General features: G+C 55.5%; 10 protein-coding genes, 3 tRNA genes and 4 rRNA genes. 12 read left to right on the forward strand and 5 right to left on the reverse strand.

Annotation, left to right across the window (positions count from 1 at the left end; translation table 11 throughout):
- Positions 1-6 precede the first annotated feature (6 nt).
- The 3 genes from rsmB to def form a co-directional block, all read right to left on the reverse strand.
- Positions 7-1,332 (reverse strand): 16S rRNA (cytosine(967)-C(5))-methyltransferase RsmB, encoded by a 1,326-nt coding sequence (gene rsmB, locus ACL2XG_RS18735; protein ID WP_410013287.1) that lies wholly within the window; start codon positions 1,330-1,332, stop codon positions 7-9.
- Positions 1,333-1,414: 82 nt separating this feature from the next.
- A complete protein-coding gene (fmt, locus tag ACL2XG_RS18740) occupies positions 1,415-2,362 on the reverse strand; it encodes a methionyl-tRNA formyltransferase (RefSeq protein ID WP_413721556.1) in 948 nt (315 codons plus the stop codon).
- Positions 2,363-2,384: 22 nt separating this feature from the next.
- Positions 2,385-2,900 carry a peptide deformylase gene (def, locus tag ACL2XG_RS18745; RefSeq protein ID WP_410013289.1) on the reverse strand — a complete coding sequence of 172 codons (516 nt, stop codon included), beginning with the start codon at positions 2,898-2,900 and terminating at the stop codon, positions 2,385-2,387.
- 126 nt (positions 2,901-3,026) lie between these two features.
- Here def and dprA point away from each other — a divergent pair, with 126 nt between their 5' ends.
- From dprA to aroE, 5 genes are read left to right on the forward strand one after another with little or no spacing between them, the layout of a single operon-like run.
- Entirely contained in the window at positions 3,027-4,148 is a 1,122-nt protein-coding gene (dprA, locus tag ACL2XG_RS18750; RefSeq protein ID WP_413721555.1) for a DNA-protecting protein DprA, read from the forward strand.
- Entirely contained in the window at positions 4,120-4,593 is a 474-nt protein-coding gene (locus tag ACL2XG_RS18755) for a DUF494 family protein (RefSeq protein ID WP_410013291.1), read from the forward strand. Before dprA ends, ACL2XG_RS18755 begins: the two co-directional genes overlap by 29 nt.
- A gap of 23 nt (positions 4,594-4,616) precedes the next feature.
- Positions 4,617-5,174 (forward strand): topoisomerase DNA-binding C4 zinc finger domain-containing protein, encoded by a 558-nt coding sequence (locus ACL2XG_RS18760; RefSeq protein WP_410013292.1) that lies wholly within the window; start codon positions 4,617-4,619, stop codon positions 5,172-5,174.
- Positions 5,164-5,733: an L-threonylcarbamoyladenylate synthase type 1 TsaC gene (tsaC, locus tag ACL2XG_RS18765; protein ID WP_413723502.1), complete on the forward strand. Its 570-nt coding sequence runs from the start codon at positions 5,164-5,166 to the stop codon at positions 5,731-5,733. The genes ACL2XG_RS18760 and tsaC overlap by 11 nt, the downstream gene beginning before the upstream one ends.
- 15 nt (positions 5,734-5,748) lie before the next feature.
- A complete protein-coding gene (aroE, locus tag ACL2XG_RS18770) occupies positions 5,749-6,567 on the forward strand; it encodes a shikimate dehydrogenase (protein ID WP_410013293.1) in 819 nt (272 codons plus the stop codon).
- Positions 6,568-6,647: 80 nt separating this feature from the next.
- Here the strand turns inward: aroE and ACL2XG_RS18775 are convergent, their stop codons facing one another.
- Complete coding sequence (locus tag ACL2XG_RS18775) at positions 6,648-7,190, reverse strand: gamma carbonic anhydrase family protein (RefSeq protein ID WP_410016716.1); 543 nt, start codon at positions 7,188-7,190, stop codon at positions 6,648-6,650.
- A 479-nt stretch (positions 7,191-7,669) separates the two neighbouring features.
- Between ACL2XG_RS18775 and ACL2XG_RS18780 the strand changes: the two genes are divergently transcribed.
- The 7 genes from ACL2XG_RS18780 to rrf (ACL2XG_RS18810) all read left to right on the forward strand — a co-directional run bounded on the left by ACL2XG_RS18780 (position 7,670) and on the right by rrf (ACL2XG_RS18810) (position 13,448).
- A 16S ribosomal RNA gene (locus ACL2XG_RS18780) occupies positions 7,670-9,212 on the forward strand.
- A gap of 75 nt (positions 9,213-9,287) precedes the next feature.
- Positions 9,288-9,364, forward strand: a tRNA-Ile gene (locus ACL2XG_RS18785).
- Positions 9,365-9,554: 190 nt separating this feature from the next.
- Positions 9,555-9,630 (forward strand) — tRNA-Ala (locus ACL2XG_RS18790).
- A 377-nt stretch (positions 9,631-10,007) separates the two neighbouring features.
- A 23S ribosomal RNA gene (locus ACL2XG_RS18795) occupies positions 10,008-12,921 on the forward strand.
- A gap of 126 nt (positions 12,922-13,047) precedes the next feature.
- Positions 13,048-13,163 (forward strand): 5S ribosomal RNA (rrf, locus tag ACL2XG_RS18800).
- A 58-nt stretch (positions 13,164-13,221) separates the two neighbouring features.
- Positions 13,222-13,297, forward strand: a tRNA-Thr gene (locus tag ACL2XG_RS18805).
- Between the two features lie 35 nt (positions 13,298-13,332).
- Positions 13,333-13,448, forward strand: a 5S ribosomal RNA gene (gene rrf, locus ACL2XG_RS18810).
- The 16S, 23S and 5S rRNA genes sit together here with 3 tRNA genes alongside, the layout of an rRNA operon.
- Before the next feature lie 426 nt (positions 13,449-13,874).
- On the opposite strand, the gene ACL2XG_RS18815 is transcribed toward rrf (ACL2XG_RS18810), so the two are convergent.
- Entirely contained in the window at positions 13,875-14,393 is a 519-nt protein-coding gene (locus ACL2XG_RS18815) for a hypothetical protein (protein WP_410016717.1), read from the reverse strand.
- Between the last annotated feature and the right edge of the window lie 296 nt (positions 14,394-14,689).

Raw genomic sequence — 14,689 nt, forward strand, 5'->3', positions numbered from 1 at the left:
GGTTCTTCATGCCCATTCTGTGCGGGTCAATATGCCCGGTGCGTCACTCTTTATCATCTTAGCGTAAAAGAAGCCGTCACCGTCATCTGCGGCGGGAAAACATTGCCGGCCGGGGTGGTCGGCGTCGCCGGTTTCAACCAAAACGGCGTCGGCGTGGCTTGCCAGGAAGGCGCCGATTTGTTCGCTGTTCTCTTCGGGCAGTACTGAGCAGGTCGCGTAAAGCAGCGTGCCGCCGGGTTTAAGCAACGGCCAGATCGCAGTGAGGATCTGCCGCTGCAATGCCGCGAGCTCCCCGATATCACGATCGCGCCGTAGCCACTTGATATCCGGATGGCGGCGGATCACGCCGGTGGCGGAGCAGGGGGCGTCAAGCAGTATGCGGTCCCAGGTCCGATCCTGGTTCCATTCGCCAGGGCGGGTGCCGTCGCCCACCAGCACCTGGGCCCGCTGTCCCAGGCGCTGCAGGTTTTCCTCGATACGCGCCAGACGCAGGGGGTCGATATCCACCGCCGTGACACGGGCGTCGGGGGCCAGCTCAAGGATATGGGTGGTCTTGCCGCCGGGCGCGGCGCACAGATCCAGAATATCCTCTCCCGCCTGCGGCGCCAATAGCAGCGCGCAGCCCTGAGCCGACGCGTCCTGCACCGTTACCCAACCCTGTGCAAAGCCGGGCAGCCGGCCGACATTGCAGGCAACGTCCAGTTTAACCGCCTCAGGCAGGCTTGGATGGGCGCTGGCGGCAATGCCCTCCTGCGCCAGCAGGGCGAGATACGCCGCGCGGCTGTGATGCAGCCGGTTAACCCGCAGCCACATCGGCGGCCGTTGGTTATTGGCCTCGATAATGGCCTGCCAGTGAGCGGGATATGCCTGCTGGAGACGTTTTACCAGCCAGGACGGGTGGAGGAAACGGCTTTCCTCTTGCGCGGACGCGGCCAGCAATGCCTCCTGCTGACGCTGGAACTGACGCAGCACGCCGTTCACCAGGCCCTTCAACTGCGGCGTTTTCAGCACTACCGCGCCTTCCACCGTCTCGGCCAGCGCGGCATGGGGCGGGATGCGGGTATAGAGCAGTTGGTAAATGCCGACCATCAGCAGATAGTGCACCGGCCGCTGTTTACCGGTCAGCGGTTTTGCCATCAACTGCCTGATTATCCATTCCAGCTGCGGCAGGGTACGTAAAATGCCAAAGCACAATTCCTGCAGCAGCGCGCGGTCCTTATCGGCCAGAGGACTCTGCAGCATCGGTAGCAACTGGCTCAGAGACTGGCCGTGATCCAGCACTTGGGACACCGCCTTTGCTGTAATGGCGCGGAGGTTATATCGTTTATTCATAGTTGACCGAAGGAAAGTGAAGGTGGCCGCAATTAAACCGCCCGCGCCATTGCTGGCATTGCCGGGCGGTAGCCGGGAGGCATCAATCCAGGATGGCGCCGGGGGTAAACCACTCACGGCGGGAATTCAGTAAATCCTGCGCCGCCATGGGCTTTTTTCCCGCAGGCTGGAGCAGCGTCAAATTGAGCGCGCCGCTGGACGTCGCGACCTGAATGCCGTTTTTATCGGCTTGTAGAATCGTGCCGGGGGCGGACTGCGCCGGTAAATCCAATGCCGCCGCCTGCCAGACTTTAATGGTCTGGCCGCCGACGGTAAAAAAGCTTATCGGCCAGGGGTTAAAGGCACGCACGCAGCGCGCAAGCATAGCGGCCGGGCATGACCAGTCCAGGCGCGCTTCTTCTTTGCTCAGCTTTTCGGCGTAGGTTACCAGGCTCTCATCCTGCTTTTCCGGCGCCAGGGTGCCGGCGGCGCTGCGCGCCAGGGTATCGAGCAGCGCCCGCGGACCGATTGCAGCCAGTTTTTCATACAGGCTGGCGCTGGTGTCCCCGGGCTCTATGTCGCAGGCTGATTGATACAGCATATCGCCCGTATCCAGGCCCGCGTCCATTTGCATGATGGTGACGCCGGTGACGCTGTCGCCCGCCCACAGGGCGCGTTGAATCGGCGCCGCGCCGCGCCAGCGCGGCAATAACGAACCATGGACGTTCAGGCAGCCCAGGCGCGGCATATCCAGCACCGCCTGGGGCAGTATCAGTCCGTAGGCCACCACCACCATGATGTCGGCCCCAAGCTCCGCCACCAGGCGCTGGCTGTCCGCGGGGCGCAGGGATTTGGGCTGGTATACCGGCAACAGGTGCTGTTGCGCCAGAATTTTTACCGGACTGGCCGTAAGCCTGTTGCCCCGGCCCGCCGGGCGGTCGGGCTGGGTAAAGACGCCCACCACCCGATGCGCGGAATCGAGCAGCGCCTGGAGATGGCGCGCGGCGAAATCCGGCGTACCGGCAAAGATGACACGTAAAGAATCGGACACGTTAATTCCTGTATGGCGACGGTTATTTTTCGGCGCGGGCGTTGATTTTGGCCAGTTTTTCCATTTTCTGGCGGATGCGCTGGCGCTTTAGCGGCGAGAGGTAATCAACGAACAGTTTGCCGACCAGATGGTCCATTTCATGCTGGATGCAAATGGCCAATAGCCCGTCCGCCTCCAGCTCGAACGGCTTGCCGTCGCGATCGAGCGCGCGCACCGTAACCTTCTCCGCGCGGGGTACGAAACCGCGCTGATCGGGTATGGACAAACAGCCTTCCTCGATGCCGGTTTCACCGCTTTTGGCAATCAGTTCGGGATTGATAAATACGTGGCGCTCGTTGTGGTCTTCCGACACATCGATCACGATAATCCGCTGATGTATATCCACCTGGGTCGCGGCCAGGCCGATGCCCTCTTCTGCGTACATGGTTTCAAACATATCATCCACGATACGCCGAACAGCGTCGTTAACTTCTTTTACCGGTTTCGCAATAGTGCGAAGCCGCTCGTCGGGGTAATGTAACACCTGCAATACTGGCATATGAGTCTATATCTGTGTCCGATTATGAAAACGATTCTGTCTCTTATTCTAGACATTTCCCGCCCTGATTGACAGCATCCGCAAGCAAATGTCACGACATACGCCGGCAAAAGGCGCGGGGGAACCATGACTGAACTGGAAATGTGGCTGCGCATGGCGGCGGTAAAAGGCGTTAACGGCGCCAAAGTGCAGCGTTGCCTGTCACAATTGCCCCTTCCCGGCGATTTTAGCCCGCAACCGCTCCTTTACGCCTGTCTCACCCCCGGCCAGCGTCAACGCTTCCTGCAATATCCCGCCGGTGACATTGAGGCCGCCCTGCGCTGGCTGGAGCATCCGCTGCATCATTTTGTGCCCTTTACCGATCCCGGCTACCCCGATGCGCTCAGGTCCCTCGCCTGTCCGCCGCCGGCGCTATTTATCATCGGCGACCCCGCCTGCCTGGCCTCCCCGCAGCTGGCCATGGTCGGCAGCCGGGTATGCAGCCGCTACGGCGAGCAGTGGGGCACGTTCTTTGCCGCCGATCTGGCGCGGTGCGGCCTGGCCATCACCAGCGGGCTGGCGCTCGGCATTGACGGGATATGCCATCGCTCGGCGCTGGACGCGCAGGGCAAAACCATCGCGGTACTGGGCAGCGGCCTGCAGAACATTTATCCGTCGCGGCACCGGGGGCTTGCCGGGCGCATCGTGGCGCAGGGCGGCGCGCTGGTATCCGAGCTGGCATTAGACGCCCCGCCCCTGGCGGCGCATTTCCCCTACCGCAACCGGATTATCAGCGGGCTGAGCCAGGCGGTGCTGGTGGTGGAGGCCGCCGCCCGCAGCGGTTCGCTGATTACCGCCCGTTACGCCCTCGATCAGGGCAAGGATGTCTATGCCTTGCCCGGTCCGCTGGGCAACGCGGCGAGCGCCGGCACTCATTGGCTTATCCAACAAGGCGCTTACCTGGTAACCCAGCCGAAGGAGATTATTGAACAGCTCGGCGGCGGCCTGCATTGGCTGCCTTTGCCGCCACCGGAAATTATTTCTGCGCCAGAATGCGAACTTGAATTGCCATTTGCCGAGGTGTTGGCTAACGTAGGAGATGAGGTTACACCTGTTGACGTCGTCGCTGAACGTGCCGGCCGGTCTGTACCAGAGGTAGTGTCAAAGCTATTGCAACTGGAGTTAGCAGGCTGGATCGCAGTTGTACCCGGCGGCTATGTCCGTTTAAGGAGGGCATGCCATGTTCGACGTTCTAATGTACTTGTTTGAAACATACATCCACAATGAAGTGGAAATGCGGGTCGATCAGGACAAGTTAACCGACGATCTCACCCGCGCGGGTTTTCATCAGGACGATATCTACAATGCGCTCAACTGGCTGGAGAAGTTGGCCGATCTGCAGGACGGACAGGGCAAATCCTTCGCCATGGGCGGTGATCCGCTGGCATTACGCATTTACACGGATGAAGAGAGTCAGTTCCTGGATACGGAATGCCGCGGATTTTTATTGTTTCTGGAACAGATTCAGGTGTTAAACCTTGAAACGCGTGAAATGGTGATCGATCGCGTCATGGCACTGGATGCCGTCGAGTTCGATCTGGAAGATCTTAAATGGGTAATCCTGATGGTGCTGTTTAATATCCCCGGATATGAAAATGCCTATCAGCAGATGGAAGATCTTGTATTCGAAGAAGATGAGAGCCGTCTGCACTAGAGAATCACTGACGATATATCCCTATGGCAAAAGCTGCGCTCTTTAACGCAAGGCAAACCGAACTCTGCCCTGAATGCGGGGCAGAGCTCGTGATTCGTTCCGGGCAGCATGGACCCTTTCTCGGATGTTCCCAGTATCCGCGCTGCGCTTATATTAAATCGCTTAAACAGCAGGCTGACGGCCATATCGTCACGGTGCTTGAGGGGCAGTCATGCCCGGTGTGCCAGGGCAGCCTGGTGCTGCGCCAGGGCCGCTACGGCATGTTTATCGGCTGTGGCAATTATCCTGACTGTGATTATATTGCCGCCATGGACCAGCCGGATGAAACCGCCTTCAGTTGCCCCGAATGCAAAACGGGCAAACTGGTACAACGCACTTCCCGGTTTGGCAAAATCTTTTATGCGTGCGACCAGTATCCCCACTGCCGGTTTGTGCTTAATTTCAAACCGGTGGCGGGTGAATGCGAATTTTGCCATTTTCCGCTGCTATATGAAAAAAACACCGCGCGCGGGCCCCGGCTTTTTTGTGCCGATAAGCGCTGCGCCAAGCCGGTATCGATAAAAGAAAATGATGAAAAATAATCAACCGCCGGCATTGGCCGGACTGGTGGACACGCTGCGGCAAGGGCGCATCGTCGCTTACCCCACCGAAGCGGTCTTCGGCCTGGGATGCGATCCGGATAACGAGTCGGCGGTCCAGGCGCTGCTGGCCCTTAAGCAGCGCCCCTGGACCAAAGGCCTGATTCTCATTGCCGCCAATTATCAACAGCTATTGCCTTATATCGACGATACCGCGCTTACCCCGCAGCAGCGGGAGCGTGTCTTTGCCCGCTGGCCGGGGCCGGTGACCTGGGTGATGCCCGCCCGTCCGGAAACGCCGCGCTGGCTAACCGGCCGGTTTTCCACCCTGGCGGTACGGGTTACCGCCTATGAGCCGGTGCGGCGCCTTTGCCTGGCGTTCGGCAAACCGCTGGTTTCAACCAGCGCCAATGTCACCGGCCAACCGCCTGGCCGCACGCCCGCCGAGGTTCGCCAGCAGTTGGGCGATAACTTTCCCGTGATGGAAGACCGGGTGGAAGGGCGGCTTAACCCTTCGGAAATTCGCGATGCATTAACCGGCAGCCTTATCCGGCAGGGTTAATCAGGAGAACCGCTTATGGATACTTACGCCGTTTTCGGCAATCCGATACACCACAGCAAATCGCCCCATATCCATGCGCTGTTTGCCGCGCAAACCGGTATCGTCCATCCGTACGGGCGGGTGTTGGCCCCGGAGGATGCGTTTGAGCAAACCCTGCGCGATTTTTTTGCCGCCGGCGGCGAAGGCGCCAATATCACCATGCCTTTTAAAGAACGGGCGTTTGCGCTATGCGATCAGTTAACCGAACGGGCTTCCCAGGCAGGCGCGGTCAATACCGTTAAAAAACAGCAGGACGGTACGTTGCTTGGGGATAATACCGATGGCATCGGCCTGCTGGCGGATTTGCAGCGCCTGGGGCTGATAACCCATGACAGCCGGATTTTGCTTATTGGCGCGGGCGGCGCGGCGCGCGGGGTCATCCTGCCGTTGCTCTCTTTTGGCTGCGCGATAGTACTCACCAATCGCACCTTCAAACGGGCGCAGGAACTGGTGTCCTTCTATCACCATGCCGGCGAAATCAGCGCGCGGCCGCTGGATGAATTGGCCGCACCGGATTTCGATCTGGTGATTAACGCCACCACCTCCGGCATCCATGGCGAGATCCCGTCACTGGCAACAACGCTGATTACCCCGGAGGTTCGCTGCTACGATATGTATTACCAGCGCGGACTGACGCCGTTTTTACGCTGGTGCGCCGTGCAGGGTGCCGGGCATAGCGCCGATGGCCTGGGAATGCTGGTGGGCCAGGCGGCTTATTCGTTTATGCTGTGGCATGGGGTGATGCCCGATATCGCACCGGTACTGGAACAGTTGCGCAGCGAGCTGTCTGTCTGAAACGGCGAATTCGCCTGCCCTTTGCCGCCGCCGGGCAGGCGGTGTTATCCGCTATCCGGTCTGCTCGGTGGCGCCGGCGGCTATTTTTCCTGGGCCAGGTACTGATCCTTCCAGCGCACATAATTATTGGCTGAATAGAGCAGGCCCGCTATTTCGGCGGGCGTAAGCGCCCTGACCCTGCGAGCCGGGCTGCCGAGATACAGATAGCCGCTTTCCAGCCTTTTGCCCGGCGACACCAGACTTCCCGCACCTATCATGACGTCATCTTCCACCACCACCCCGTCCAGCAGGATAGACCCCATGCCGACCAGGACGCGATTGCCAATGGTACAGCCGTGCAGCATAGCCTTATGCCCCACGGTAACATCCTCGCCGATAACCAGCGGATTGCCCGCCGGATTATGTTCTGATCTATGGGTGACATGCAGCACCGTGCCGTCCTGGATATTGGTGCGGGCTCCGATGATAATATTGTTGACGTCGCCGCGCATGGCAACCAGCGGCCAGATGCTGACGTCATCCGCCAGGGTGATCTCACCGATCACCACGCTTGAGGGATCGATCATCACCCGTTGACCCAGGATCGGAAACCGCTCCTGGAAGGGGCGCAATGATTTTGACAATTCCGACATGTTTCTACCTTTCCATCGATCTGTTTTTATCGACTGTATCGCCGTAACGGCATAGATATCAACACTGGAGATCCGGAAAAATCCCCTTTTTGGGGAAGCGATCGCTCAAGATCGGGGCATAAGGGATGAAAAATAGACAGTTGGCAAGAAAAGATCAAAAAACGCTTGTGCAATATATCCGGATCCCTATAATGCGCCTCCATCGACCGGCACCGTGCAGCACATCGCGGGGTACCGGAAACGAGTCAGAAGACAGGCCGAACGGGCTTGACACTGAAAGAGGAAAGCGTAATATACGCCACCTCGCGCCAGACTGATTACAGCGGCGCACTGCTCTTTAACAATTTATCAGACAATCTGTGTGGGCACTCACAAGACCGTATCGAAACACAAAATACCAAGTCTTGAAGAGTGAACAAACAGTTAATTCATAAGATTAACAGTATGACAATCTTTGAGCATCAAGCTTTTAATTGAAGAGTTTGATCATGGCTCAGATTGAACGCTGGCGGCAGGCCTAACACATGCAAGTCGAGCGGCAGCGGAAAGTAGCTTGCTACTTTGCCGGCGAGCGGCGGACGGGTGAGTAATGTCTGGGGATCTGCCTGATGGTGGGGGATAACTACTGGAAACGGTAGCTAATACCGCATAACGTCGCAAGACCAAAGTGGGGGACCTTCGGGCCTCACGCCATCGGATGAACCCAGATGGGATTAGCTAGTAGGTGAGGTAATGGCTCACCTAGGCGACGATCCCTAGCTGGTCTGAGAGGATGACCAGCCACACTGGAACTGAGACACGGTCCAGACTCCTACGGGAGGCAGCAGTGGGGAATATTGCACAATGGGCGCAAGCCTGATGCAGCCATGCCGCGTGTGTGAAGAAGGCCTTCGGGTTGTAAAGCACTTTCAGCGGGGAGGAAGGCGATAAGGTTAATAACCTTGTTGATTGACGTTACCCGCAGAAGAAGCACCGGCTAACTCCGTGCCAGCAGCCGCGGTAATACGGAGGGTGCGAGCGTTAATCGGAATTACTGGGCGTAAAGCGTACGCAGGCGGTCTGTTAAGTCAGATGTGAAATCCCCGGGCTTAACCCGGGAACTGCATTTGAAACTGGCAGGCTAGAGTCTCGTAGAGGGGGGTAGAATTCCAGGTGTAGCGGTGAAATGCGTAGAGATCTGGAGGAATACCGGTGGCGAAGGCGGCCCCCTGGACGAAGACTGACGCTCAGGTACGAAAGCGTGGGGAGCAAACAGGATTAGATACCCTGGTAGTCCACGCTGTAAACGATGTCGATTTGAAGGTTGTGGCCTTGAGCCGTGGCTTTCGGAGCTAACGCGTTAAATCGACCGCCTGGGGAGTACGGCCGCAAGGTTAAAACTCAAATGAATTGACGGGGGCCCGCACAAGCGGTGGAGCATGTGGTTTAATTCGATGCAACGCGAAGAACCTTACCTACTCTTGACATCCAGAGAAGACTTCAGAGATGAGGTTGTGCCTTCGGGAACTCTGAGACAGGTGCTGCATGGCTGTCGTCAGCTCGTGTTGTGAAATGTTGGGTTAAGTCCCGCAACGAGCGCAACCCTTATCCTTTGTTGCCAGCACGTAATGGTGGGAACTCAAAGGAGACTGCCGGTGACAAACCGGAGGAAGGTGGGGATGACGTCAAGTCATCATGGCCCTTACGAGTAGGGCTACACACGTGCTACAATGGCGCATACAAAGAGAAGCGAACTCGCGAGAGTAAGCGGACCTCACAAAGTGCGTCGTAGTCCGGATTGGAGTCTGCAACTCGACTCCATGAAGTCGGAATCGCTAGTAATCGTGGATCAGAATGCCACGGTGAATACGTTCCCGGGCCTTGTACACACCGCCCGTCACACCATGGGAGTGGGTTGCAAAAGAAGTAGGTAGCTTAACCTTCGGGAGGGCGCTTACCACTTTGTGATTCATGACTGGGGTGAAGTCGTAACAAGGTAACCGTAGGGGAACCTGCGGTTGGATCACCTCCTTACCGAAATAGATACTAGATTGTGTAGTGTCCACACAGATTGTCTGATAACTGTAACGAGCAAGAAAAACCTTCTATAGGCTTGTAGCTCAGGTGGTTAGAGCGCACCCCTGATAAGGGTGAGGTCGGTGGTTCGAGTCCACTCAGGCCTACCATTCCTTCCCATGCTGCGTTGCGGCGCCACTCGTTTATTTCAATAAACTTCGTGACCCCACGCCTTGCCTGGAAACGAATGGGCTATCAAGTTGTTCTCCTTTCTAAATGCCATTGCTTTGTAGCTTAATTGATGCACAGCAATTTCAGTGCGGGAAAGAGTCTGGTTGATGTTAAAAGGTTAAACGACTTGGGGCTATAGCTCAGCTGGGAGAGCACCTGCTTTGCACGCAGGGGGTCAGCGGTTCGATCCCGCTTAGCTCCACCATTTCCTGATGGGATGGGTGGTAAGATTGTCTGGTTTTTCTTATTTATTTCAGAGCACACTCTTATGAGTATGCTGCGAAATACATGCTCTTTAACAATCCGGAACAAGCTGAAAATTTGAAAAAAACATGCTGAGCAAAATCAGTATGCGATTCTCTCAAAGCAAGCAAACCTAATGATTGCCGTGTCGATGGCAATCTCTGTAGCCCAGGCGAGGGTTTACTCTCACCAGGGTGAGACTGTGCGAACAGTGTCAGGGCAAGGCGCACGGCGCGCAGCCAGCGGAGTGGACTCAATGTCCATGAGCATGGCGAGCATCGCGCAACGATGCCATGGCAGTGTGCAGCCAGTCGCAACACAGACACTTTAGGGTTGTGAGGTTAAGTGAATAAGCGTACACGGTGGATGCCTAGGCAGTCAGAGGCGATGAAGGACGTGCTAATCCGCGAAATGCGCCGGTGAGCTGATATGAAGCGCTATCAGCCGGCGATGTCCGAATGGGGAAACCCAGTGCAATTCGTTGCACTATCATTACGTGAATCCATAGCGTATTGAGGCGAACCGGGGGAACTGAAACATCTCAGTACCCCGAGGAAAAGAAATCAACCGAGATTCCCCTAGTAGCGGCGAGCGAACGGGGAACAGCCCAGAGTCACCATCAGCGTTTGCATCAGGAGAACGGTCTGGAAAGTCCGGCAACACAGGGTGATAGCCCCGTATCCGAAGGTGCAAGTGCTGTGAGCTCGATGAGTAGGGCGGGACACGTGATATCCTGTCTGAAGATGGGGGGACCATCCTCCAAGGCTAAATACTCCTGACTGACCGATAGTGAACCAGTACCGTGAGGGAAAGGCGAAAAGAACCCCGGCGAGGGGAGTGAAATAGAACCTGAAACCGTGTACGTACAAGCAGTGGGAGCCTTGATTTATCAGGGTGACTGCGTACCTTTTGTATAATGGGTCAGCGACTTATATTCTGTAGCAAGGTTAACCGTTTAGGGGAGCCGTAGGGAAACCGAGTCTTAACTGGGCGTTAAGTTGCAGGGTATAGACCCGAAACCCGGTGATCTAGCCATGGGCAGGTTGAAGGTTGGGTAACACTAACTGGAGGACCGAACCGACTAATGTTGAAAAATTAGCGGATGACTTGTGGCTGGGGGTGAAAGGCCAATCAAACCGGGAGATAGCTGGTTCTCCCCGAAAGCTATTTAGGTAGCGCCTCGTGAATTCATCTTCGGGGGTAGAGCACTGTTTCGGCTAGGGGTCCACCCCGGATTACCAACCCGATGCAAACTGCGAATACCGAAGAATGTTACCACGGGAGACACACGGCGGGTGCTAACGTCCGTCGTGAAGAGGGAAACAACCCAGACCGCCAGCTAAGGTCCCAAAGTCATGGTTAAGTGGGAAACGATGTGGGAAGGCACAGACAGCCAGGATGTTGGCTTAGAAGCAGCCATCATTTAAAGAAAGCGTAATAGCTCACTGGTCGAGTCGGCCTGCGCGGAAGATGTAACGGGGCTAAACCATGCACCGAAGCTGCGGCAGCGATACCTTCGGGTATTGTTGGGTAGGGGAGCGTTCTGTAAGCCTGCGAAGGTGGCCTGTGAGGGCTGCTGGAGGTATCAGAAGTGCGAATGCTGACATAAGTAACGATAAAGCGGGTGAAAAGCCCGCTCGCCGGAAGACCAAGGGTTCCTGTCCAACGTTAATCGGGGCAGGGTGAGTCGACCCCTAAGGCGAGGCCGAAAGGCGTAGTCGATGGGAAACAGGTTAATATTCCTGTACTGGGTGTGACTGCGAAGGGGGGACGGAGAAAGCTAGGTTCGCCGGGCGACGGTTGTCCCGGTTTAAGCGTGAAGGTGGAAAGAGCAGGTAAATCCGCTTTTTCATTCAACACTGAGGCGTGATAACGAGCCACTACGGTGGTGAAGGAATTGATGCTACGCTTCCAGGAAAAGCCTCTAAGCTCCAGGTCACATCGAATCGTACCCCAAACCGACACAGGTGGTCAGGTAGAGAATACCAAGGCGCTTGAGAGAACTCGGGTGAAGGAACTAGGCAAAATGGTGCCGTAACTTCGGGAGAAGGCACGCTGGCATTAGGTGGAGGGACTTGCTCCCCGAGCTGAAGCCAGTCGCAGATACCAGCTGGCTGCAACTGTTTATTAAAAACACAGCACTGTGCAAACACGAAAGTGGACGTATACGGTGTGACGCCTGCCCGGTGCCGGAAGGTTAATTGATGGGGTTATCCGCAAGGAGAAGCTCTTGATCGAAGCCCCGGTAAACGGCGGCCGTAACTATAACGGTCCTAAGGTAGCGAAATTCCTTGTCGGGTAAGTTCCGACCTGCACGAATGGCGTAATGATGGCCAGGCTGTCTCCACCCGAGACTCAGTGAAATTGAACTCGCTGTGAAGATGCAGTGTACCCGCGGCAAGACGGAAAGACCCCGTGAACCTTTACTATAGCTTGACACTGAACATTGAGCCTTGATGTGTAGGATAGGTGGGAGGCTTTGAAGTGTGGACGCCAGTCTGCATGGAGCCAACCTTGAAATACCACCCTTTAATGTTTGATGTTCTAACTCCGGCCCGTAATCCGGGTCGAGGACAGTGTCTGGTGGGTAGTTTGACTGGGGCGGTCTCCTCCTAAAGAGTAACGGAGGAGCACGAAGGTTAGCTAATCACGGTCGGACATCGTGAGGTTAGTGCAAAGGCATAAGCTAGCTTGACTGCGAGAGTGACGGCTCGAGCAGGTGCGAAAGCAGGTCTTAGTGATCCGGTGGTTCTGAATGGAAGGGCCATCGCTCAACGGATAAAAGGTACTCCGGGGATAACAGGCTGATACCGCCCAAGAGTTCATATCGACGGCGGTGTTTGGCACCTCGATGTCGGCTCATCACATCCTGGGGCTGAAGTAGGTCCCAAGGGTATGGCTGTTCGCCATTTAAAGTGGTACGCGAGCTGGGTTTAGAACGTCGTGAGACAGTTCGGTCCCTATCTGCCGTGGGCGTTGGAAGATTGAGAGGGGCTGCTCCTAGTACGAGAGGACCGGAGTGGACGCACCACTGGTGTTCGGGTTGTCATGCCAATGGCATTGCCCGGTAGCTACGTGCGGAAGAGATAACCGCTGAAAGCATCTAAGCGGGAAACTTGCCTCGAGATGAGTCTTCCCTGTGGCTTTAAGTCACCTGAAGGGACGTTAAAGACGATGACGTTGATAGGTCGGGTGTGTAAGCGCAGCGATGCGTTGAGCTAACCGATACTAATGACCCGTGAGGCTTAACCTTACAACACCTAAAGTGTTTGACGCAAAGAGAGCGTCGCCCCAAGGGGTGGCGAGAGAATTTTCAGCGAAGTTCCGGATAAAGGCCGATGGTCATCAGAAGCAGGATGACGGTTGGTAAACGAATTTGCCTGGCGGCACTAGCGCGGTGGTCCCACCTGACCCCATGCCGAACTCAGCAGTGAAACGCCGTAGCGCCGATGGTAGTGTGGGGTCTCCCCATGCGAGAGTAGGGAACTGCCAGGCATCCATTAAGACCAATACCTTGAGCGAAGCGAAAGGCGTTGGTAAAAAAGCTTTGAGCGCTGATATGGCTCAGTTGGTAGAGCGCACCCTTGGTAAGGGTGAGGTCCCCAGTTCGACTCTGGGTATCAGCACCAGTTTTAACGGTAGAGTTCGGCAAATAAAGAATTTGCCTGGCGGCACTAGCGCGGTGGTCCCACCTGACCCCATGCCGAACTCAGTAGTGAAACGCCGTAGCGCCGATGGTAGTGTGGGGTCTCCCCATGCGAGAGTAGGGAACTGCCAGGCATCCAATTGACGAAGCCTTCTGTGTAAACAGAGGGCTTTTTCATGTCCGTGACCCTGGCGGTTCGCTACTCGAGTAAGAGAGTAGGACAACAGGCGGAGCCTGTTGAACGCCGCTTGCGGCGGCCCGCAGGGTGCCTGACGCCGTCAGGCATCAACTGCCAGGCATCCCATTGACGAAGCCCTCTGTGTAAACAGAGGGCTTTTTCATGTCCGTAACCCTGGCGGTTCGCTACTCGAGTAAGAGAGTAGGACAACAGGCGGAGCCTGTTGAACGCCGCTTGCGGCGGCCCGCAGGGTGGCCGCCGCAGGCGGACATCCACTGCAAGGCATCCCATTGGCGAAGCCCTCTGTGCAAACAGAGGGCTTTTTCATGTCCGTGACCCTGGCGGTTCGCTACCCGGCTTGCGTATAACGGGTAACAAACATTTATCTGAAGCTCCATTGCACGCTGATGACAAGTACGGTAGGAATGATTATTCCAGTTTCAATACCGAAGTAATCTGTAAAATTGTATTGAATAGCATGATAAATATATGGCGCAAATCCTATTCCAGTCGCTTTCTTAAAATTTTTATAGGCGCCATGATCACCGCAACGACTGAAAGCGTCAAAAAAAAATTCCCCTGTATAACCATATATCCCTTTAAAAACCCAGCCGGAGTCACCCGATATCCAGTCCCTTCTCAATCCCATTGCCAGACAGCGGTCCCCGAAACTGTTGTTCATCGTCCCAAGCAATATACTGTAGTTGGAATCTTCAGAAAATTTGCGCTCGACTGATAAGAATTTATTATCAAAAAACTCATTATATTGCCCATAATTACCAGTCAAGTGATACACAAACGAACCGGTATTGGCGGAATATAAGTTTATCTCTCTGGCATACGTTCTGGTGGCGACGATAAGTATAAAAAAACATAAAGCTTTGCTTGAGTTTTTAAACATTTTAATAATCTCTTTGATAATAAAAATTATATCTTTTATCTGAAAATAATTAAAAAAAACATCAAGAGGGGGAGAGAGAATTCTGTAATGAATATATCTAAGATATAGTTTAAATTCGCACAAAGAAAAAGGCTTTATTTTTTCAATCAGATTTTGCCTGAGACCACCCGCTGCAAACCTGGCTGCCAGCCTGTGATTAACCACTTTCCGGTTGCGTTCAGCATATTCCCCCGGTCAGTATAACCGGCTACCCTGAGGTAGATAATGGCACAGCATTGTGTAATAAATCCCATTGG

It is taken from the genome of Sodalis sp. RH24, assembly GCF_047324145.1.
In the GTDB taxonomy this organism is placed as follows: domain Bacteria; phylum Pseudomonadota; class Gammaproteobacteria; order Enterobacterales; family Enterobacteriaceae; genus Acerihabitans.